Here is an 18,363-nt window from a genome sequence, read left to right on the forward strand (position 1 = left end):
TTTATTTTGCCGGGGAACTGATTGACCTGGATGGCGATACCGGCGGATATAACCTGCAAATTGCCTGGTCGACCGGATGGCTGGCGGGGGAATCGGCGGCAAACAGGGACATGATTGATAGATAAAAATAATCATAAATTGTCACAGGAGATTTGTTGTCATTTATTGTCATTTAATAGTCATTAAGTGGTCATTGGCTGTATTCTCAGATATGCCTCAGCTAACGATTCATTCCGGCCGTAACGGTAGTGAAGAGCCGCCTGCCCCGCTGGCTGAAGCGTTGGAATCCAGGCCTTTGGATGATCATCAGGATTTAGTTGTTTAGTACCTTACCGGTCAAATTCTTGCTTTTTTTGGCAAAACTTGCCCGGTAAGGTACTGAGATGGGCTCAATGCGAAGCGCGAATACATTTCGTGTCGTCGTGCAGTCTTGCTCTGCGCTCTAAGCTCTATGCACTGAACTCTTTGCCCTACACTCTGCGCTCCATGCACTAAGCTCTTGTCAAACAGCATGTCTCTAAATAACTCACTTCCATCTCCTATTCCCGTATTCCCGTCTTCTCATTTTCTCCCCCTCCCACTTATAGATCTGATCCCTGTCGCTACTGATAACTCGAGACCCGAGACCCGAAATCCGAAACATTAATCCTGCCCTAAGCTCTCGCTCTATGCTCTAGGCTCTACGTGCGCCCTTAGCTCTTCGCTCTGTGCTCTTCGCTCTTCGCCCTTTCCTTGAGTGCCTTCTCACGTATGATATCCTGCACCGGGCGTTTTTCGATCTTGCTCTCCAGCCAGGAGATGATATCCAGATACAGAAAGGCCCGCTGCTCAAAAGGATCATCTTTCAGACTTACCAGTTTATCACGAAGCTTTTTGAATTCAGAATCCAGGTCATCGGGGTTGATATGAGTCAAACGCCTGAGGAAATCCAGGACATGCCTTTGTACCTGCTGTAAGCTGTCCATTTTATAAAGAAAACGGTAAACGGATTTCACCTGGTATTCCAAAAGGTCTTCGTTCCCAAGCTCATAATGCGCAACCAGATTTAATATCCTGGCAAAACTATGAAAATCCTGTCTTATGGAGATATCTTTAAAATTAAGAATATAATTCAAATACCGGATGGTAGATCTGTAATCTCCGCTTCCGAAATACAGGCTGGCTATCTTATAGTAAAATACCAGAATCCGGTGATTGTCCAGATGTCTGGAATAATTTTTTATGTATTCGTTAATCTCGGGAATCAGCTTAACGCCCTCGCTGAAGGTGCCTTCCAGGAAATGATAGTTGATACGGTGTTTGTAGTAAAATAAATAATACACCCTCAGATTGTTGTCATTCCAGTGGATTTTCCTGTTTTTGATTAGCTCCTGCAAATTCCCCAGCTCCTCCTCAAATTTGGTATGGTATCTCAACATATGGAGGGCATTCAGCAAACTGTTTATGCCCTTCAGATACATATCCGTCTGGTTATAGATCATCTCATTGTTATTCCTGTACAGATCCACCCATTTTTGAGCGTATTTATAACACATCAGAAAGTCCTGGGTGATATAGTTATACCAAACGTATGCCTGATAAATATATAGCTTCTCATAAAAATCGCACCGGCTGATATCTTCGGGAGGAACAAAATTGGAGTTAAAGAAGCTGCTGACCATCAGCATGTCTTTCTTGTTCTTTGCAGACCCAACCTTCAGATAGAGGCTGTATAGCTTTAAAGCAAGATTCGAGTAGGTTTGTGCGGAATGGATTTTCCGGGAAACTTCCTGTACTTCGCTGGTCAGCTCATCGGCCCTGTTACCAATGCTTCTTGTAATATACTGAAGTTCAATCAGCTTTTCATACTCCACGATCTCCATGTGAAGTATATTCTTCCTGTTGGCTTCCGCCATCCCTTTGGCTTTCTCCAATACCCGGAGCGACTGCTGATACAGTCCTTTATTATATAATACCCGTGCATAATCAATCCATTCACGGATATTGATCTCTATATCAGTATTCAGATTTTTCAGCCGCAAACTCTTCAAAAGCTGTTTATACAAATGGGCCTTGAGGTTAGAGAGCTGCTGAGGCTTAATGGACCTCGCCTTGTTTAATATCTCCTGTTCGTTGTATTCCTCCTGCTTATCCAGAATATCGAAAAGCTGGGAGAATTTGGTGCCCTCTCCGCTCTTCAGCCTGTTTACATACAATCTGAAATTTCTTTTTTCAGATTTTGACAGAGACTTGATCAACTGAAACAAATGATCTGTTTGTTGTTTTGGCATTGTAAATTGAGATTGGATATTAATGTTTTAAACAATTCTATATCAATAAATAAGGAATAAACATTTCTTTTTTAAATATCGTAATTAAAAGGAATTTTGATTTTACCAGTCTCGGTTACCCCTTTACATTTGCAACCCGGGAATAGAAAGAATATTCATTTAGATTTCAAAATTATAATCTTTTTTAGTGATGTCCAACGACTATGTACAGATTTTTGACACAACCCTGAGGGACGGAGAACAGGTTCCTGGTTGTCAGCTTAATACGGTGGAAAAAATAGAAATTGCTCAGGCACTTGAAGCCTTGGGAGTAGATATTATAGAAGCTGGTTTTCCGATCTCCAGTCCCGGCGACTTCAAATCCGTATCAGAAGTATGCAAAAACGTAAAAAGACCGACCATCTGCGGCTTAACCAGGGCTATTGACAAAGACATAGAAGTAGCAGCAGATGCGCTTAAGCACGCAGAATATCCAAGAATTCAAACCGGTATTGGAACATCATTTTATCACATTAACTATAAGCTTAACTCTACCCGGGAAAAAATTATTGAAAGAGCGGTGCATGCGGTCAAGTATGCCAAAAAGTTTGTCGAAGATGTACAGTTCTATGCAGAAGATGCCGGAAGAACCGAAAATGAATACCTGGCGAGAGTGGTTGAAGCCGTTATAGAGGCCGGGGCTACGGTAGTCAACTTACCGGACACCACCGGCTATTGCTTGCCGGAGAACTATGGTGCGAAGATTAAATACATCAAAGAGAATGTAAAAAATGTAGATAAAGCCACACTTTCGGTTCACTGCCATAATGACCTCGGCATGGGCACGGCCAATTCAATCAGTGGAATCATTAACGGCGCCCGGCAGGCAGAAGTGACCATGAATGGTATAGGTGAACGCGCCGGTAACACTGCCCTTGAAGAAGTAGCCATGATCCTTCAGAGCCATAAAGAACTGAATATTAACACCAGTATTAATCCAAAGCGGATTTACGACACCAGCCGGCTTGTATCCAGGTTGATGAAAATGCCTGTACAGCCGAATAAGGCCATTGTGGGAAAAAACGCTTTCGCCCATTCCTCGGGTATTCACCAGGACGGAGTATTGAAGCACCGGGAGAATTACGAAATCATAGATCCCAAAACAGTCGGTATTCCGGAATCCAACATGCGGCTCACCGCAAGAAGCGGCAGGGCGGCTTTCAAGCACAGAATTTCCAAGCTTGGTTATCAGGTGAAGGAGGAGGATCTGGATCATCTTTACAATAAATTCCTGGATATTGCCGATAAAAAGAAAGAGGTTAACGACGATGATCTGCTGGCTCTGGTAGGACAAGTATCCTATACCAGGGAAAAAAATCTCAAGCTGTTGAATCTGGACGTGGTCTGTGGAAAATCATCCATACCCACTGCCACTGTACGGTTAAAATTAAACGGAGAAACATTTACCGTTTCCGAGAACGGCAACGGGCCCATCGATGCTTCGTTTAATGCTGTCAAAAAAATCATTAAAAGGAAAATACACCTGGATGAGTTTCTTGTTCAGGCACTCACCGGCGGAACGGATGACTTAGGGAAAGTGCATATTCAACTTAAATACAGAAACAAATACTTTTACGGATTTAGTTCCAATACTGATATCATAACGGCATCCGTTGAATCTTACCTGGATGCGATATCAAAAATCATGTAAGATATATGACGGGAAAACACAAAACTTTATTTGACAAAATATGGGATGCTCATGTAGTGAAGCATATTGAGGACGGACCTGATGTACTATATATAGATAAGCACCTGGTTCACGAGGTAACCAGTCCGCAGGCCTTTGCCGGACTAAAAGAGAAAAATGCTCCGGTTTTCAGGCCCAGACAGGTTCTTGCCACCGCCGATCACAATGTCCCCACGAGTGATCAGGAGAAAGAGGTGAAAGATGAACGGTCACGCGCCCAGATAGAAGAACTGAAGAAAAATGCAGAAGAAAATAGTTTGGATTTCTACGGATTGAATCATCCCAAACAGGGAATTGTCCATGTGGTAGGACCGGAACAGGGATTCACCCTACCGGGAAATACCATAGTCTGCGGTGACAGTCATACCTCCACGCACGGGGCTTTTGGAACTGTAGCCTTTGGGATCGGCACAAGTGAAGTGGAAATGGTACTGGCTTCCCAGTGCGTGCTTCAGTCCAAGCCCAAAAAGATGCGCATCAACCTGGATGGAAAACGGCAAAAGGGGGTAACCGCAAAAGATGTGATATTGTATGCAATATCCCAATTGTCGACCAATGGAGCCACCGGCCATTTTGTAGAATATGCCGGCGAAGCCATCCGCAATATGAGTATGGAAGAACGGATGACCGTCTGCAACATGAGCATCGAGATGGGAGCCCGTGGCGGCCTGATCGCACCGGACGAAAACACCTTTGAGTACCTCCGGTCAACACCGGCAGGCCAGGACAAAGAGAAATTCGAGGAAAGAGTAGAAGAATGGAAAAAATTATACTCCGATCCGGATGCCACCTTTGATAAGGAACACAACTTTGACGTTTCCAGGATTGAGCCGATGATCACATACGGCACCAACCCGGGAATGGGAATGAAAATTAACGGGAAAATACCCGGCCGGGAAAGCTATGAGAATGAGCCGGTAGTAAAAAAATCACTGGATTATATGGGTCTTGAGCCGGGTCAGAAGCTGGTTGGCAAAAAAATCAATTACATATTTATTGGAAGCTGTACCAACGGCAGAATAGAGGACATCAGATCATTTGCCCATCTGGTCAAAGGGAGGAAAAAAGCAGCTCAAGTGAAGGCATACGTTGTACCCGGATCAAAGCAGGTAGAGATGGAGGTTAAAAACGAAGGTCTTCAGCATATATTGAATGAAGCAGGATTTGAACTAAGACAACCCGGATGCTCAGCCTGTCTGGCAATGAATGACGACAAGATTCCTCCCGGAGAGTATTGTGTATCTACCACAAACAGGAATTTTGAAGGAAGGCAGGGTCCGGGATCACGCACATTTTTGGCCAGTCCCCTGACAGCAGCCGCAACGGCAGTTAACGGTTATATAACAGATCCCAGAGAATTGTTAAACGAATAAGCTATGGAACCATTTAAAGAAATAACTGCACCCATTGTACCGCTTCCTTACGATAATATCGATACCGACCAGATCATTCCGGCCAGATACATGAAATCTACCCAGAAAAAAGGTTTGGGAAAATATCTGTTTTATGATTGGAGATTCGACGCGAATGGCAATCCCAAAAAAGACTTTGTGCTGAATCAACCCGATATAACCTGCAAAATACTGGTTGCCGGGGATAATTTCGGAAGCGGTTCCAGCAGGGAACATGCACCATGGGCATTACAGGATTACGGTTTCCGTGTAATCATAGCCTCCAGCTTCGCCGATATATTTAAGCACAATGCCCTCAATGTAGGATTGCTTCCAGTGGAAGTGGACGGAGATTTTATGGATAAACTACTTAAGCAGAATGAAAAGAATCCAAACTCCGAGATCCATGTTGATCTGGTTAATCAAAAGGTAGAAATGGTTGGCACTGGCGATTCTACCAATTTTGAGATCAATAAATACAAGAAAAAATGCCTGCTTCACGGCATCGACGATATTGATTATCTGATGAACCTGACAGAGGAAATCACGGAATTCGAGAATAAAAGAAAAAAAACCAAAACATAAATCCATGAAAGAAGAAACAATCTACAACGAAGAAGTATACCATACGGGAAACGGACAGAAAACTCCCAGCAATCCTGATTACATGGATCCGGAAACCGGGGAGGCAGTTCCATATGAATCCAGTAAAATCCCTCAGAAAAAGGTTGTATCAAACTATTTGAAGAAGTGCAACATCAATTACAACGATGAAGAAGAGAAAAACAATAATGTTAATTACGACGGCCTCAACGCATAAGCATACGAACATTTTATGGAATCAAAAATAGCCATACTGGAAGGCGACGGAATCGGGCCGGAAGTAACTGCGGAATCGGTAAAAGTGTTAAAGGCCATAGAGAAACGGTTTGGCCATACATTTGAATTGGTGTACGCAGACATCGGAGCAGTCGCCATAGACAACCAGGAGCACCCATTCCCTGAGGATACGCTAAGTAAATGTCTTTCATCCGATGCCATTCTTTTTGGAACCATCGGAGACCCCAAATATGATAACAACCCAAACGCCAGGATGCGACCCGAACAAGGGCTTCTGGCTATGAGAAAAGCACTGGGCCTCTATACCAACGTTAGGCCCATAAGAAGTTATCCAATGCTGGAAGAATTTTCACCATTAAAGAAATCTGTAATAAAGGGCGTGGATTTTATCATTTACAGAGAACTAACCGGAGGTATATACTTTGGAAATCGCGGACGGGATGAATCAACCAATTCGGCATACGATACCTGCACTTATTCCTATGATGAAATCAAACGAATAGCGCAGCAGGCTTTCCGGGCAGCCATGAACAGAAAGAATCATCTGACTTTGGTGGATAAAGCCAACGTACTTGAATCTTCCAGATTATGGAGAGAAGTCGTTAAGGAAACAGCTTTATCATATCCCGAAGTGAAACTGGATTTTATGTTTGTAGATAATGCTGCCATGCAGATCATACAAAATCCCTCACAGTTTGATGTAATATTGACGGGGAATATGTTCGGGGATATCCTCACGGACGAAGCCTCGGTAATTACCGGGTCCCTGGGTATGTTGCCCTCGGCATCCATTGGAAATCAACACAGCCTTTACGAACCCATTCACGGGTCGTATCCGCAGGCTGCAGGCAAATACATAGCCAATCCCATGGCCTCAATGCTGAGCCTGGCCATGATGCTGGAATATGCTTTTGAACTGAATGAAGAAGGCCATTGCATAAGAAATGCCATAAATACCGCTATGGAAAAAGGTTTTGTCACCAAAGACCTCAATCGTGAAATATATTATTCAACCCATGAGGTAGGTGATGCAGTGGTAGAAAATATACTCCAGCCGGAAACGGAAAAATTGACCTGATCTTCTCCTTTTTTTTCAAAAACAAGCCTCCGGTCTGCTTTTACATCATCTACAGACCGGAGCTTTTTTGTTCGTGCCATTTTCTTTAGGAACCAAATTTTTTATCTTTGCAATATCATGCTGTCGGAGACAGGAATAATTTTTGAATTATTCGGGCTAAAGCGTTTATTCATCTGCCCATTTTTTGAAAAAACTTAAACTGAGTTGCGATGCTTCAGGATCTGATAAAAATCAAACCGGAAACTAAAAGCAATTACTATACCAGTAAATTTGAATTTGCCATACCGGTTAAAAAACCAAAGGAAAAAGCAAAGTATTACTTTCAGTGGGGAATGATATTTCATGCCAAAAGAAAGCCCGCAGAAGCATATAAATATTACGAAAAAGCCATTTTTCATCATAAAAAACCCGTCTACCTCAAACAGATGGCCATATTGCACCACGAAATGGGATATCTGAAAGAAGCGTTAGACTATATCAGAATAGCAGTGGATATTGAAAAAAAGGAACAGAAAGAAAAAGAAAGAAGAGCAAAAGCGCTTCAGGAAAAAGATTTTTCCGCAAGGATTCCTTTCAGGTATAATACCAGTTATTGTTTTCCCTCTGTGCCTCTTTCTGCGGAAAGAAAAAATACGACCGCTGAAGCACAAATTCGATATTTCCGGGATAATTAATTTAAGCTGAATTTTATCTATCCTTTACCCCTGACCTGGTAAATTCTTATCACTTCCTCAAAAATTAGGTATCCAGCACCAAAATACCTCTCATTAATCTGATGTTACCTATTATTTTATGAGCTGAATTTATTGAGCATGAATCTTTTAATAAATGTGAAAAATTTATTAAAGGAATTGTAATAAATTTTTCATTCCCGGGTCATATATATGAATAAATAAATCTATATATTTATATGTTAACATTAAAATTTAAAATTATGAAAACAAAAATGTATTCAGTTCTGATTGCAGCCCTCATTATTGGTGGGCTATCCGTGTTTACCTCATGTCAGGAGGATGGGACAGATGAAGTATCACCTCAGCAAACAGGTTGGCTTGCTGTGAGTGAAGAAGGCTATACGAACATCAATACTTCCTGCATGCAAGATTCCTTTGTCAGTGATCCGGAGGGTCTTTCCGAAGAAGAAACAGAAGGCATCAAACTGATGCGGGAAGAAGAGAAGCTCGCAGGAGATTTATATGCCAAACTCTATGAATTACACAGTTTAAGGATCTTTGACAATATTTCTTCAAGTGAGCAAACCCATTTTGAAGCAGTGGGTACTTTAATTGATTATTTCGGAATTGATGATCCGGCAAGCAGTGAATCAGGTGAATATAACAACCCCGAACTGCAGGCTTTGTATGATTCCCTTTATACAGCAGGAAGCGAGTCACTTGTTTCCGGACTTCAGGTTGGTGCAGCCGTCGAAGAGATTGACATTCTGGATCTCGAAGAATTGATCAATCAAACCAATAACGAAGACATTATTTTGGTGTTCGAAAACCTTTTGCGTGGTTCCCGCAACCATTTAAGAGCATTCAACCGTCAACTGGAGAGAAACGGTGTGGATTATTCACCCCGGTATCTTGAAAAAGATGCCTTCGAAGCCATTATAAACAGTGAGATGGAAAGAGGTGGCTCCGGTGATTGTGTCGGCAATGGTACCGGCAATAGAAACAGGAATGGAAATGGAAACGCCAAAGGAGACGGAAACCGGAACCAAAACAAGAATGGTCAAGGTTCCGGCAGAAATGGAAATGGCCAGGGATAATAATCCCGGTATCATATGCACGTAACTATTAATCTTACAGGGTGTAGGAAGTAAAGAAAACTTTCTTCTTACACCCTTTTTTTTAAAGACCTGCTTATTGCATATTCTCCCATTTTTCAGTAATTTTATTCCAACAAAGAACCCGATAATTTAAAGCTTATGAAACGATTAAAATATGTTGTTCTGCTTCTGGCATTGGGCCTGTTTGCAGGAATAACTGCTGCAGAGGCTCAGATTTCACGAGGCAAGGTCCTTGAAGGACTGACCATCGACAGCAAGTTGATGGAAAAAGAAATGCGTTATACCGTGTATCTGCCTTTTGACTATGAGACCTCCAACCGCCATTATCCGGTGGTTTATCTCTTGCATGGATATACCGATAACGACATGGGCTGGATTCAGTTTGGCGAGGCCAATATGAAAGCGGATAAAGCCATTGCCGAAGGGAAAATCCCTCCCATGATCATTGTGATGCCTGACGGAGGTGTATCATGGTACATCAACAACCATGACAAGTCCGTTCCTTATGAAGATTATTTCTTTGAGGAATTTATGCCCTATATCGAATCCAAATACCGCATCAGGCAAAAAAAACGCTACCGGGGTATAGCAGGTTTGTCCATGGGTGGATTCGGTGCGTTGGTCTATTCCCTGAAGCATCCCGATCAATTCGCAGCCTGTGCAGCCTTCAGTGCAGGGCTCACCGTACCGGAGGAAGTGGAAAACCAGGACCAGCAAAGATGGGATAATGTGTTTGGCCCCGTTTATAGTAAAGGTTTAGAAGGAAAAGAGCGCCTCACCGACCATTTTCTGAACAACAATCCCTTTCACATTGTTAAAAATGCCGATAAGGAAGCGCTGAGCTCCGTGCGTTACTATATCGATTGCGGCGATGACGATTTCCTTTCCTCTGCCAATAACGTATTTCATAATCTGCTCATTGAGGAGGATATCCCTCATGAATACAGGGTCCGTGACGGGGAGCATTCCTGGCCATACTGGCGCAGCGGCCTTATTAACGGCTTAAAGTTCATTGGTGAAAGTTTTCATCAGTTCTGAAATAATGACTGGATGATTGAATGATTGGATGATTGGATGATTGAATGATTGAATGATTGAATGGTACAGAGCTCACAACTCAAAACTCACTACTTTTCACCTCTTCCCGTTTTCCAACCAATACCACCTCCAACCTGTCCCAGCGGGCAGGCGCCCAATCCACCAATCATTCAATCATCCAATCATCATTTTTCCTTCCTCCTCATCTTAATCCGCCTGAAATTGCCTTTCTCATCAATATACCGTATATCAAAAACTTCGGTTTCCCGAAGCATATCATTCAGCCAGGCCTTGCAAAAGGAATGTTCGAGAGAATCCTGAAAGTTATATTCGTTGATTCGTATGATCTCATTGCCAGGTTCAAGTCCCAGGCTGTCAACCAAAGAGTTTTGCCATACCAGCCCTACCTGAAAGGTATCCCTTCGTATAACCGGACGAAATCCCAGATCAGCTTTTTGCTCTTTTTCGAAAGGAATGGATTTATCCGGGGCTGAAAAATAAAAGTTTTTGTTTTTATAATCGAGTGTTACAATGCCGTATCTCAATAGTTTTGCACCTACCCTGTTGCCCGTATTGGTAACCTCCACAATCGGATCAGAAATGATGGTTTGGTCAAAACTCAGAGAATCCAGTTCCACCCGGTACACCCTTCCCTTTCTGCCGGTACCGAACATCCCCATAATACCGCTCCCATAACCTTTTTTTTCTATATTAAAATCGCTATTGTGTTGTTGCAGCGTTTCGAAATAATCCCGGTTAATATTCACAAAATCATCACTGCCCGAATCAAATAACACATACCTCTCTTTTTCGCCGGCAAGGCTGAGTCCAAGATAAGGAGAGCTTTGCCTGTCAAGTTTCATAGGGTTTCTGGTTCCAGTCTCCTGAAGCATAGTGATTTCACTGGCTACAACCAATTCTTTTGTCTCTCTGTTAATCTGCACCACCGAATTCCTCAGCAGATTGCTGCCGATAAAGCCATCCACCTTAAAGCAGGCCCAGGGTAATTCTTTCAAATCGTTTACCATGGCAGGAATGCCGTTAAATTCCAGCTCACCCAGAAAAATGTGATCGGCCTTTACAAAAGTAACACTGTCCTCATTTTGATTGACATCAGAAATCCTTGCTTTCCGGAGGGTATCATAATTCAACTCTTTTTGCAAGGCTTCGCTAATGATCGTAGGGGCACCGGTATCAAATATGAAACGCCGGGTTTTCCCATTGATGGTAATTGGAAGGATGATCTTATCTTTAATATAGTCAAAGGGAATTGTTTCATAATAGGATTCCTGACTGACTCCTCCCTGGTTTAGACCTATACGACCCTGGAAGATTCCACAGGCGTATATGGTAAATAAAATGACAAGGAGAATCAGGCTCTTCTTCATAGATCTGAGTTGAGGTTTACCTTCCCTTTACTGAAAAACAGGGTGTTATGTTCGGATAGAACTTTCCATTTCAGTCATTATTTAAATCTTGTTCAATGTCCCGAAAAGTTTCTCCAAATAAAGAAACCTCATATTTCCCCAGAATATCCATAAATTCAGATTTGTTCATATTTGCCATTTCAGCAGCTTGTCCGAGAGACAAACGGCCTTTGTCATATAACTGTACAGCAAGAAAGACCAGCAGATCTTTCTTGTCCATATTAAGTTCATCAGGAAGTTGAAGTTCTACGGTTTTCATAATATTATTACGTTAAAATTTATTATTTAAACGGTTCTCTCTTCAATTTCGTGTATAATAATAAGTTAATCAACACACCCTTAACCTTGTTAATCTTCTTCACCTGTTACAATACTCACGCCCCCTATGGCATTGCCGCTCCCATCCACAAACAATCGGTAAAATCGGTGATCATGTGAAGGATCAAACCCACGGCAATTATCCGGATTTTGGTAAAAATGGCCATAACTCCGTATCCGCCTATCGCGTAGTAAGAATGCAGCGGATGAAATCCAATGCTGCAACGGTTGGCCTGGAATATGGGGTCTGCCAGCAAATGATCCAGATCAACCAGCATGGTAGCCAGCATAATAAGCCAGGCGCGTTTCCATTGCGACCTAAAAAAGAGCCACGCTACAAGACCCGGTAAAAACAGGTGTAAACCATAATGAACTATATAGCGTAATATTTCAGAATAATCCGTGGGTAACATATCTGATTTAAAAAATAATCTTTCCTCTGAAAGCTGTCGTATTTGTCCCAACATTTGTTCCCTCAAAGGAATACTGATTCTCCGCCGTTTCTTTCCGCAAAATACGGATGGTTTCAAGAGGCCTGGTTTCCTTCAAATAATTCACCGAGAGACGTTGAGGATAATGATCCCCGTGAAATTCCGGGGAAAGGGTATCCATCATCCAGTCAATATAACGTGTGGAAGTGACATGCTTATTCAGGTCGATATCAAAATAGGAGGACTGCACCTCAAAGGACTCTCCATCTTTCACCTTGTCAAGTGATTCGGGCAATTCCTTCATCGCATGTTTCTCTCTGAGATATTCGAAAAGGTCGGCTTCTTCACCTTCAATTCTCTTCGGACGTTTGGTCTCCAGATCCACAGCAAGCCAGCCTGAAGTACCTCTTCCCACAATACTTTGCATGCTGTCGCGAACCAGATAGTCGCGCAAATAAAACAGGCGGTTCATCCCTTTTGCCCATGTTTCCACTTCCACATGCTCATGCCATTCAAGCGGCCGATATATCTCTACTGTCAAACGACTAAGCACCCAGAAAAGCTGTTTTTGCGCCAGATCTTTAAACCCATATCCCATATCATCGGCAGAATGAATGGAAGCCTGAATTAACAAGTTAACATAAGCACCAAGCTGAATGCGGGAATACATATCGGTTTCGGCCGAAGTGACGGTGAACCTTGAGATGCGTGTAAGCGCTTCCTCTGATAATGATTTCATGCGTGATTGTATAAATTTATATGACTGGTAACGATCCAAAAAGTTTAACTCAAAACAATTTCAGAGACTGTTTTAAAACCGTTCCACGAATTTATTATATTTGATCGGATTAACCTCGATTTACAAACACTAATTATTCTTTGTCCATAAAGTCAAAGATATTTGAATACCAAACCGAATTTATTTAAGTAATATGGAGCATAACAAATTAGAAGGTATCATCCCGGCTGTTTTTACGCCAATGAACGCCGATTATTCGCTCAATACCGGACTAATAGAACATTTGGCCAAAGTTCTGACAAAAAATGGAGTATCCGGATTTTTCGTTGCCGGCACCACGGGAGAAACCACCTCTCTCACCTTAGAGGAACGTATGGAACTGGCTGAAGTGTGGCGCAGTCATACGCCCTCCGGGATGAAACTGATTATTCATGTGGGGCACAATTGTCTGTCTGATGCACAGAAGCTTGCCAGGCATGCCGCCTCCATAAAAGCTGACGGCATTTCCGCCTTCCCTCCCAGTTATTACAAACCTTTACGAATGGAAGAGCTGGTAAATTACTGCAAAGCAATAGCTGACAGCGGTAACGGATTGCCCTTTTATTACTATCACATTCCTTTCCTCACTGGAGTACATGTTAAAATGCACGATTTTATCCGAACCGCTAAGACAAACATTCCCCATTTCACCGGCATCAAATTTACCAATAACGACCTGATGGATTATCGGCTTGCCAGTACATACGGTAAGAATAAATATAATATGCTCTGCGGACTGGATGAAATGTTGCTGCCGGCTATGACAATGGGTGCCAAAGGAGCTGTGGGAGGCACCTATAATTTTGCCGCTCCCCTGTATATTCAGATCATTAAAGCCTACGAAAATAATAATATTGAGACGGCGCAGGCATTGCAGGATAAATCCATTCAGATGATCCAAATTCTCCAACAATATGGCGGAGCCATTACCGCTGGCAAAAGCATTATGAAAATGCTTGGCATAGACTGCGGACCCTGTCGCCTGCCACTCAGAACACTGACACGGAAAGATGAAGAGACGCTCCAAAAGGAACTGGATGATATTTCTTTCTTTCAATATGCCATAAAATAAAGTAAGTTTTATAATTTTGTGACTGTAATTGTTCTTTACCTGTAAAGACCCCATAGTTCAATGGATAGAACATCAGATTCCGGATCTGACGATCTAGGTTCGACTCCTAGTGGGGTCACAAATTTTTAATTGTATCCCCGCCTCGTTCACAAAGGTTTATTAGCAAACAGCCATGAAACATTGTTAAAGGTCAACCGCAAGGTTTATCCCCAACACATCGGAAGTATGCCATTGAGATAATTTTTTGCTTTTTTGATATACATAATACACCTTCATTTCGAATTGTTTGTGAAATATAATGTTGGCACCTGCATGAAGCCTGGCAAGGTGTAATTTTTCACCGTCAAAACGATAAAATCCTTCTTCTCCTATATAAATTCTGAACCATGAAAAAGCAAAGGGAGGTACTTCCACCGAAAACATTTGCCTGTGCCTGAAATGATCGGCAACATTTTTATACATTCGGTATTCCAAACGGTTTGAAAAATCGAATTCAAACTGCTTATATGTGGTAGAAAGATCTCCAACAATCATGGGACGTTTTTCCAAAAGCCAGCCAAAATCCCGCCTAAGCCAGAGTAAACGTCCCACTACCCCAACTTCAAACCATTTACTGAGCTTGTGATCTACTGAAATATCCCCGAATTTCAAATTAATGTTTCCCGTTTTAGGTTCAAAATGCATTTTTTCAGTGGCGCCAACCGACGTTTTATCGGTAAGCTGTACTTCCAGGTTGTTTAAATTCCAAAGCAAAAAGTTCCTCTCCTGGCCGTTAACTGAGAAGAAAAACATCAAAAAAAACAATGTAGTTAAAATTCTGGTCATCAGTTAAACAAGTTTAATATTCTCACGTACAATTGATATAGCGATTGTTTATTTTGGGTAAAATTAATCAAAATAAATCATTAGTTTTGTAACATACTTATGAGGTATCAATATTGCTATAAAGAAACAATGATTAATGGAGGTTGACTAAATACGTCATATAACTCATATTCCGAAACCATAGCGGAATCTATCATAGTCTGGCCATGACCACAAATGTACATAACGTGATTTCCGGAGAAACCAAGAAATGGTTTGACATTTTATATGAAGGGGTCTCTGTAGTTAATAAGAAAAAAAGCATTGTCTTTTGGAATAAAGGAGCGGAAAGCATTACAGGTTACACCCAGGAGGAAATGACAGGCAGACCATGCGGAGAGGATTCAATGAATGATAGAGATGATTACGCTCATAATCTATGCAGGGAAGGATGTCCACTCGAAAAAGCTTTGAACGGGCAAATCACAGAATCGAAACTTTTTCCGAAACATAAAAATGGCAATCGCATTCCCATTGTTGCCTATGTGGTTCCATTAAAAGATGAAGAAGGCAATATAGTGGGAGCTATAGAAATATTCCGTGATGTTTCCGCTGAAGAAAAAATCCGGAATCTGAAGGAAAAATTCAAAAAAGTGATCCGACAGTATGTGTCTGAAACCACCTACAAACAGGTTATCAGATCCATCAATCATGAAAATTATACCTTCACCGGCCACAACAGGGACCTTACCATTTTATTTATGGATATTGTAGGTTTTACTGGCTTATCTGAAAAACTGGAACCTGAAAAAGTGGTGGAAATGCTGAATGCCTATTTCTCTCTTGCCTCCCTGATCATTCAAAAAAACCACGGAGATATTGACAAATTTCTGGGTGACGGGGTAATGGCCATTTTCGAGAATGCAGAGGATTCCATACAAGCGGCCATTGATATGATAAACACCGGATTAAAAAAACTGAATCATAATCTACAGATAATGGAGCTTCCCGAAATTAATATCAGAGTGGGGATCAACAGTGGAAATCTGATTCAGGGTAATATTGGAAATGAAGAAAGAAAAGACTGGACCGTTGTAGGAGATGTGGTCAATACGGCCTACCGGATTGAAGAATCCGCTGACCCCGGAAGCATTCGTATATCCGAGTATACCATAGAAAGATTAAAAAATCCTGAAAAATATATGTTCGTCAAGGAGATGACACCAAAAGGCAAATCCAATCCCATCAAAGTTTATCGCCCGGCTTAAAAAAAGGTTCTCCTCCTGTAAAATGGACACCGGAATTCAGCCCAATATGTTCACTTCCATACATACTGGAAGCAATCCAGGGTGATAAATTATACAGCAACTGATATAAATCCTTTTCAGCCATCCAGTCACCGCTCCATTTCGGAGAACAGGCATACATACAATGTTTGCATTCTGCCGTACACTTGTAAGACAGGACGATTCCGCCTGAAACCGTTCTTGGTAGCTGATAATGCATAAAAACTCACTTGGCGTTTTTTCCAGTCAATTCATCAGATAAGTATTCCTTCCTGCCAGCCCATTTTCACAAGTTCGATTTTATTCGGATCTGCATTACCTAAATTATGCCTTGTATCGGCAAGCTCGATATGATGCGGTGAAGGGCTGACGGGCCTTTCCTCTCCGAAAAACTCCCTGCGTCTGGCCTGAATGATGCGAAGTCCTGTGAAATCCACGGCTACAGGATCGAATCCAACGATAAGCCCGTTGTATTTCCAGGTATATTTCTCGTTGAAGTGATGCGGTCCTACACCGTGAAACAGGGGCGTTATCATAACCAGAATATTAAGACGGGTTTTGTCTTTCACCATAGGTTTTTTCCAGATCTCAGCCAGGTCAGCACAAGTATCCGGGTGATATTCAAAAGGTTTCGGATGAAACATGATATAGTTCTTAAGCAACGAACCGACTCCTGCCCAGTCATGGGTTCGCATCGGACGTGAATTAATCAGTGCCGTAGCATTTTGAAATATCTGATTTTTAAGAACACCCCGGTCATCAATACCTATATTATTGTCACTTACACCTGCATCCATCACCCTCTCCTTAATAAGTTGCTCCAACGGAACAGGTGTACGCAAGCGGCTCCACTCATTCGATTTAATCCCCACCACATCATCCGGTTTGATGAGCTTCTTCCAGGCACTGCTGACATCCGAATCGCCGGTAAGGGCTGGAACGGCCTTATCAACCATTGCCTGTAACACTCCTTTGTTGATATTTCCGGAACCATCCAACAGATTTTTATCGCGTATCAGGATCACTTTCGATTTTTCTGACTTGTTCTTTCCAAAAGCTTTCCATGGAAGAGCGCCCAGAAAGAGACTGCCTGCTGTTCCAATGGCCATATTCTTCAATGCTTCACGCCGGGTTAATTTTTTTGTTGTCATAATGGTCGTTTTTTTGATTGATACTCTCGTTATTTATAAAAGAAACACAGCACATTTTGCTGTTATAATTTTTTATTTTATCTGTGTATAATTTTCGGCCGTATGATCGAGTAAATAAGTAGCTTCTTTTTTCGAAGGCGCACCCATAACAAACATAAGCAACTGACCCTCCGTATCACAACCCATCCAGCGGCCATCTTCATCCTGACCAACACGTTTGCGTTTTAGAATTTCGGAAAATTTCTTTTTACCCTTTTTGTCGGCTTTGCGGGCTTGTTTCCTGTCAGGATATTCAACTATCAGAAGATAATACCTGTTTTGATGACCTCCGTATTGATTCAGCAGGGCATTCGTATGATCGTCAATATTAAATATGTTCTCGTTGGAGATATACCGGAATTTATTCTGCCAGGCATGGTGATAAAAGAAAAACGTACTGCCCTTTACAAGTGATCTTTCCGGGATAACATTAAAAACGGCCGGTAACTCAGTAGTGGTGCCAATGGCATCACTGATTTTGCGGGCCATATGAATAACCTCTTCCTTGCTTTCATTTGTTTCTTTTCTGGTAAAAATGGAAATAAAATAGCGATCCTGCCAGAATATAAGTGATCCTCCCATATACTGGGCTCCCTGCCCTATCTCGGTATTGGCAGTATCCTTGGAATAGGAAAATACCCCGTAGGCATTTTTTGGGGCGCCCATGTCAAATATCTCAGCCTTAATCTCATTATCCTCCCCAAGTCTGTATATCCGCTTGGCCAGCTTTCTGAACCCGTAATTCAGGTAAAGTTCCGCCCCGCCATTTATATAGGCATAAAGCTCCTCAGGGGCTTCGTAAACTTCTTCTGATTCCACAGGAAGAGAAGCGCTGCTACCGGGTAGCTTGTTCATCAATGTAGTATCTTTATTCATAGGGTATGCTTCCATTGTAAACAGTAGCAATGACAAAAATATA

Annotated in this window: 20 protein-coding genes and 1 tRNA gene; 12 read left to right on the forward strand and 9 right to left on the reverse strand. The window is 42.0% G+C overall.

Annotated elements, in window-relative coordinates; genetic code table 11:
* Positions 1 to 125 (forward strand): NAD(P)/FAD-dependent oxidoreductase (locus KGY70_07460; protein ID MBS3775006.1); only part of this gene is annotated, 125 nt, incomplete at its 5' end.
* A gap of 567 nt (positions 126 to 692) precedes the next feature.
* Here KGY70_07460 and KGY70_07465 read toward each other — a convergent pair.
* Positions 693 to 2,270, reverse strand: coding sequence for a hypothetical protein (locus KGY70_07465; GenBank protein ID MBS3775007.1), 1,578 nt, complete (start codon positions 2,268 to 2,270; stop codon positions 693 to 695).
* Between the two features lie 190 nt (positions 2,271 to 2,460).
* Here KGY70_07465 and KGY70_07470 point away from each other — a divergent pair, with 190 nt between their 5' ends.
* From KGY70_07470 to KGY70_07505, 8 genes are all read left to right on the forward strand, one after another.
* A complete protein-coding gene (locus KGY70_07470; protein MBS3775008.1) occupies positions 2,461 to 3,960 on the forward strand; it encodes a 2-isopropylmalate synthase in 1,500 nt (499 codons plus the stop codon).
* Positions 3,961 to 3,965: 5 nt separating this feature from the next.
* Complete coding sequence (gene leuC, locus KGY70_07475; protein ID MBS3775009.1) at positions 3,966 to 5,372, forward strand: 3-isopropylmalate dehydratase large subunit; 1,407 nt, start codon at positions 3,966 to 3,968, stop codon at positions 5,370 to 5,372.
* Positions 5,373 to 5,375: 3 nt separating this feature from the next.
* Entirely contained in the window at positions 5,376 to 5,975 is a 600-nt protein-coding gene (gene leuD / locus KGY70_07480) for a 3-isopropylmalate dehydratase small subunit (GenBank protein ID MBS3775010.1), read from the forward strand.
* Positions 5,976 to 5,979: 4 nt separating this feature from the next.
* On the forward strand, positions 5,980 to 6,210 hold the full coding sequence (locus KGY70_07485; protein MBS3775011.1) for a hypothetical protein: 231 nt from the start codon (positions 5,980 to 5,982) through the stop codon (positions 6,208 to 6,210).
* A gap of 15 nt (positions 6,211 to 6,225) precedes the next feature.
* On the forward strand, positions 6,226 to 7,308 hold the full coding sequence (gene leuB / locus KGY70_07490) for a 3-isopropylmalate dehydrogenase (GenBank protein ID MBS3775012.1): 1,083 nt from the start codon (positions 6,226 to 6,228) through the stop codon (positions 7,306 to 7,308).
* 209 nt (positions 7,309 to 7,517) lie between these two features.
* A complete protein-coding gene (locus KGY70_07495; protein MBS3775013.1) occupies positions 7,518 to 7,982 on the forward strand; it encodes a hypothetical protein in 465 nt (154 codons plus the stop codon).
* Positions 7,983 to 8,242: 260 nt separating this feature from the next.
* Complete coding sequence (locus KGY70_07500) at positions 8,243 to 9,079, forward strand: DUF2202 domain-containing protein (GenBank protein MBS3775014.1); 837 nt, start codon at positions 8,243 to 8,245, stop codon at positions 9,077 to 9,079.
* Between the two features lie 159 nt (positions 9,080 to 9,238).
* A complete protein-coding gene (locus KGY70_07505; protein ID MBS3775015.1) occupies positions 9,239 to 10,138 on the forward strand; it encodes an esterase family protein in 900 nt (299 codons plus the stop codon).
* Positions 10,139 to 10,323: 185 nt separating this feature from the next.
* On the opposite strand, the gene KGY70_07510 is transcribed toward KGY70_07505, so the two are convergent.
* The 4 genes from KGY70_07510 to KGY70_07525 all read right to left on the reverse strand — a co-directional run bounded on the left by KGY70_07510 (position 10,324) and on the right by KGY70_07525 (position 13,053).
* Positions 10,324 to 11,526: a clan AA aspartic protease gene (locus KGY70_07510; protein MBS3775016.1), complete on the reverse strand. Its 1,203-nt coding sequence runs from the start codon at positions 11,524 to 11,526 to the stop codon at positions 10,324 to 10,326.
* Between the two features lie 70 nt (positions 11,527 to 11,596).
* The gene (locus KGY70_07515; protein ID MBS3775017.1) at positions 11,597 to 11,785 is read right to left on the reverse strand and encodes a UPF0175 family protein; all 189 of its coding nucleotides are present in this window, start codon (positions 11,783 to 11,785) and stop codon (positions 11,597 to 11,599) included.
* A gap of 163 nt (positions 11,786 to 11,948) precedes the next feature.
* Positions 11,949 to 12,296, reverse strand: a complete 348-nt coding sequence (locus tag KGY70_07520; GenBank protein ID MBS3775018.1) for a hypothetical protein — start codon at positions 12,294 to 12,296, stop codon at positions 11,949 to 11,951.
* A 7-nt stretch (positions 12,297 to 12,303) separates the two neighbouring features.
* A complete protein-coding gene (locus KGY70_07525; GenBank protein ID MBS3775019.1) occupies positions 12,304 to 13,053 on the reverse strand; it encodes a hypothetical protein in 750 nt (249 codons plus the stop codon).
* 193 nt (positions 13,054 to 13,246) lie between these two features.
* Here KGY70_07525 and KGY70_07530 point away from each other — a divergent pair, with 193 nt between their 5' ends.
* The gene (locus KGY70_07530; protein MBS3775020.1) at positions 13,247 to 14,164 is read left to right on the forward strand and encodes a dihydrodipicolinate synthase family protein; all 918 of its coding nucleotides are present in this window, start codon (positions 13,247 to 13,249) and stop codon (positions 14,162 to 14,164) included.
* 46 nt (positions 14,165 to 14,210) lie between these two features.
* Positions 14,211 to 14,282: transfer RNA gene (locus KGY70_07535), tRNA-Arg, on the forward strand.
* A gap of 65 nt (positions 14,283 to 14,347) precedes the next feature.
* Here KGY70_07535 and KGY70_07540 read toward each other — a convergent pair.
* A complete protein-coding gene (locus KGY70_07540) occupies positions 14,348 to 14,989 on the reverse strand; it encodes a DUF2490 domain-containing protein (protein ID MBS3775021.1) in 642 nt (213 codons plus the stop codon).
* 206 nt (positions 14,990 to 15,195) lie between these two features.
* Between KGY70_07540 and KGY70_07545 the strand changes: the two genes are divergently transcribed.
* Positions 15,196 to 16,236: a PAS domain-containing protein gene (locus KGY70_07545; protein ID MBS3775022.1), complete on the forward strand. Its 1,041-nt coding sequence runs from the start codon at positions 15,196 to 15,198 to the stop codon at positions 16,234 to 16,236.
* On the opposite strand, the gene KGY70_07550 is transcribed toward KGY70_07545, so the two are convergent.
* From KGY70_07550 to KGY70_07560, 3 genes are all read right to left on the reverse strand, one after another.
* A complete protein-coding gene (locus KGY70_07550) occupies positions 16,214 to 16,474 on the reverse strand; it encodes a hypothetical protein (protein MBS3775023.1) in 261 nt (86 codons plus the stop codon). The two genes, KGY70_07545 and KGY70_07550, sit on opposite strands and share 23 nt — an antisense overlap.
* Before the next feature lie 34 nt (positions 16,475 to 16,508).
* Positions 16,509 to 17,405: a DUF362 domain-containing protein gene (locus KGY70_07555; GenBank protein ID MBS3775024.1), complete on the reverse strand. Its 897-nt coding sequence runs from the start codon at positions 17,403 to 17,405 to the stop codon at positions 16,509 to 16,511.
* A 72-nt stretch (positions 17,406 to 17,477) separates the two neighbouring features.
* A partial coding sequence (locus KGY70_07560) for a hypothetical protein (GenBank protein MBS3775025.1) occupies positions 17,478 to 18,363 on the reverse strand: 886 nt, incomplete at its 5' end.

This window comes from Bacteroidales bacterium (assembly GCA_018334875.1).
Lineage (GTDB): Bacteria > Bacteroidota > Bacteroidia > Bacteroidales > UBA12077 > JAGXLC01.

Coding starts and splice junctions, on each gene's coding strand:
- KGY70_07465 (MBS3775007.1), bottom strand. CDS start 2,270: ATGCCAAAACAACAAACAGATCATTTGTTTCAGTTGATCAAGTCTCTG.
- KGY70_07470 (MBS3775008.1), top strand. CDS start 2,461: ATGTCCAACGACTATGTACAGATTTTTGACACAACCCTGAGGGACGGA.
- leuC (MBS3775009.1), top strand. CDS start 3,966: ATGACGGGAAAACACAAAACTTTATTTGACAAAATATGGGATGCTCAT.
- leuD (MBS3775010.1), top strand. CDS start 5,376: ATGGAACCATTTAAAGAAATAACTGCACCCATTGTACCGCTTCCTTAC.
- KGY70_07485 (MBS3775011.1), top strand. CDS start 5,980: ATGAAAGAAGAAACAATCTACAACGAAGAAGTATACCATACGGGAAAC.
- leuB (MBS3775012.1), top strand. CDS start 6,226: ATGGAATCAAAAATAGCCATACTGGAAGGCGACGGAATCGGGCCGGAA.
- KGY70_07495 (MBS3775013.1), top strand. CDS start 7,518: ATGCTTCAGGATCTGATAAAAATCAAACCGGAAACTAAAAGCAATTAC.
- KGY70_07500 (MBS3775014.1), top strand. CDS start 8,243: ATGAAAACAAAAATGTATTCAGTTCTGATTGCAGCCCTCATTATTGGT.
- KGY70_07505 (MBS3775015.1), top strand. CDS start 9,239: ATGAAACGATTAAAATATGTTGTTCTGCTTCTGGCATTGGGCCTGTTT.
- KGY70_07510 (MBS3775016.1), bottom strand. CDS start 11,526: ATGAAGAAGAGCCTGATTCTCCTTGTCATTTTATTTACCATATACGCC.
- KGY70_07515 (MBS3775017.1), bottom strand. CDS start 11,785: ATGGACAAGAAAGATCTGCTGGTCTTTCTTGCTGTACAGTTATATGAC.
- KGY70_07520 (MBS3775018.1), bottom strand. CDS start 12,296: ATGTTACCCACGGATTATTCTGAAATATTACGCTATATAGTTCATTAT.
- KGY70_07525 (MBS3775019.1), bottom strand. CDS start 13,053: ATGAAATCATTATCAGAGGAAGCGCTTACACGCATCTCAAGGTTCACC.
- KGY70_07530 (MBS3775020.1), top strand. CDS start 13,247: ATGGAGCATAACAAATTAGAAGGTATCATCCCGGCTGTTTTTACGCCA.
- KGY70_07540 (MBS3775021.1), bottom strand. CDS start 14,989: ATGACCAGAATTTTAACTACATTGTTTTTTTTGATGTTTTTCTTCTCA.
- KGY70_07545 (MBS3775022.1), top strand. CDS start 15,196: ATGACCACAAATGTACATAACGTGATTTCCGGAGAAACCAAGAAATGG.
- KGY70_07550 (MBS3775023.1), bottom strand. CDS start 16,474: ATGCATTATCAGCTACCAAGAACGGTTTCAGGCGGAATCGTCCTGTCT.
- KGY70_07555 (MBS3775024.1), bottom strand. CDS start 17,405: ATGACAACAAAAAAATTAACCCGGCGTGAAGCATTGAAGAATATGGCC.